This window comes from Sphingobacterium corticibacter, assembly GCF_003076635.1.
Taxonomy (GTDB): Bacteria; Bacteroidota; Bacteroidia; order Sphingobacteriales; family Sphingobacteriaceae; genus Sphingobacterium; species Sphingobacterium corticibacter.
Genome location: NZ_QDKG01000012.1, coordinates 1 through 1597 on the forward strand (window position 1 = coordinate 1; position 1597 = coordinate 1597).

Here is a 1597-nt window from a genome sequence, read left to right on the forward strand (position 1 = left end):
TGTCTTATCCTAAAATACCTATACAGGTTGCTTAATAAATCCTGAATTGGTTATACATGCTATTTGTTAATCCTAATTGTACTGTACACTGCAATTTTATAATCCTGCTTGAACTATACAAGTTCATATTGCCTTTTATTTTCTTTTTTATGTTTCCATCGCTTGTTCATGGTGCCCGTTTTTAGATGTGCTTGTTCTGGTGTGAGGTAATCGCAACTGGCATGAGGTCTTAAGTGGTTATAGGCCTGTATGCATTCAGCGATTTTCCGTTGTGTTTCTGGAAACCCGAGTCCGGAATAGTGCAGATTGAATTCTTCTTTTAGTATACCATTGATACGTTCTGCTAATGCATTTTCATAGGGGTCTCCATTTTCTGTCATGCTGATTGCAGTCCTATTATTCGTCAACATCTGCACGTATTCCTTACTGCAGTACTGAGATCCTCGATCCGAATGATGGATTAAGTCTTGATGATAGACTCGCTGATCCAGCGCCATTCTCAAGGCTTCTAGGCATCCTTGAGCAGCAAGCGTTCTGTGCAAGCAATAGCCCATGATCTTTCGTGAATACGCGTCAGTAATCAAGCTGAGGTATGCCCACCCGCTATTCATACGGATATAGGTAATATCGCTCACCCAGAGCTGTTCGGGGCGCCATATCTTAAGGCTCTTTACCAGATTAGCGTATTTATGCATCCAGTGACGCGAATCCGTGGTCACCACACGCCGTTTTCTATGTCGGATGTCCAATCCATAATCTCGCATCAGATCGAATAGATAATCGCGGCCAATCTGGATGCGATGCTCGGCGAGCATAGGCGCTATCATATGATGTAGCTTCCGCGTCCCTATACGGGGCAATGATTGCCGGATCTGCCGTACATGTTGCAGAACAACCTCTTCTTTTACACCTATATCCCGATAGCGCCATAGTTGGTCATACCAGGCATGACGAGTTTTGCCAAACAGACGGCACAAGGTCTTGATGCCGACCTGTGGATAGTCTTGCTTCATTTTGCTGACTGTTTGGCTCCAGACTTTTTTCTGATATCGACCCCAAGCTTTTCTTGTGCAATATCGATCATCGTTTCTAGTGCCTGAATCTTTAAGCGCGCTTGTTCGAGCTGCGCTTGCAGTGTCTGGATTTCGGCAGTCGGTTCTTCTGACTTTTCTTTTCTTGATGATACCACCGGAGACGCGTTTTTGCTAAGTTCGTTATTTTCTACCTGCTCTTGTTTAAGCCAGGTGATTACCGTCGTTTTGGATTTTATGCCAAATGCAATACATACCTCTCGAATCGTCATTCCAGAAGCTATCGAACGCAATATAGTTCGTTTTTCTGTAGGACTGTACACCCGGTGACCCACTTGATGGTCCGCTGAGCCATAACGTTTCATCCAAACGCTCAGCGTGCCGATGTGCATACCATATTTAGCAATGATGTCTCGACGCGGAACGCCAGATTCAATCAACTGCACTATTTCTTGAATCTCTCGCTTGTTAAAAGGGAGGTGCTTGTTCGGTCTAACTGAATTAATTCTTTCTTTTTCTAATGCCATACACGTTGTTTTAGTGTATAGTTATTTTAGGACCGGACA

General features: G+C 43.9%; 2 protein-coding genes. Both read right to left on the bottom strand.

Annotated elements, in window-relative coordinates:
• Positions 1 to 113: 113 nt before the first annotated feature.
• Complete coding sequence (locus DC487_RS17135) at positions 114 to 1013, bottom strand: IS3 family transposase (RefSeq protein WP_165799125.1); 900 nt, start codon at positions 1011 to 1013, stop codon at positions 114 to 116.
• On the bottom strand, positions 1010 to 1558 hold the full coding sequence (locus DC487_RS17305) for a helix-turn-helix domain-containing protein (RefSeq protein WP_165799126.1): 549 nt from the start codon (positions 1556 to 1558) through the stop codon (positions 1010 to 1012). Before DC487_RS17305 ends, DC487_RS17135 begins: the two co-directional genes overlap by 4 nt.
• Positions 1559 to 1597: the final 39 nt, after the last annotated feature.

Excerpts from the sequence above, each read along its gene's own strand:
- DC487_RS17305 (WP_165799126.1), bottom strand. The coding sequence starts at position 1,558 with ATGGCATTAGAAAAAGAAAGAATTAATTCAGTTAGACCGAACAAGCAC.
- DC487_RS17135 (WP_165799125.1), bottom strand. The coding sequence starts at position 1,013 with ATGAAGCAAGACTATCCACAGGTCGGCATCAAGACCTTGTGCCGTCTG.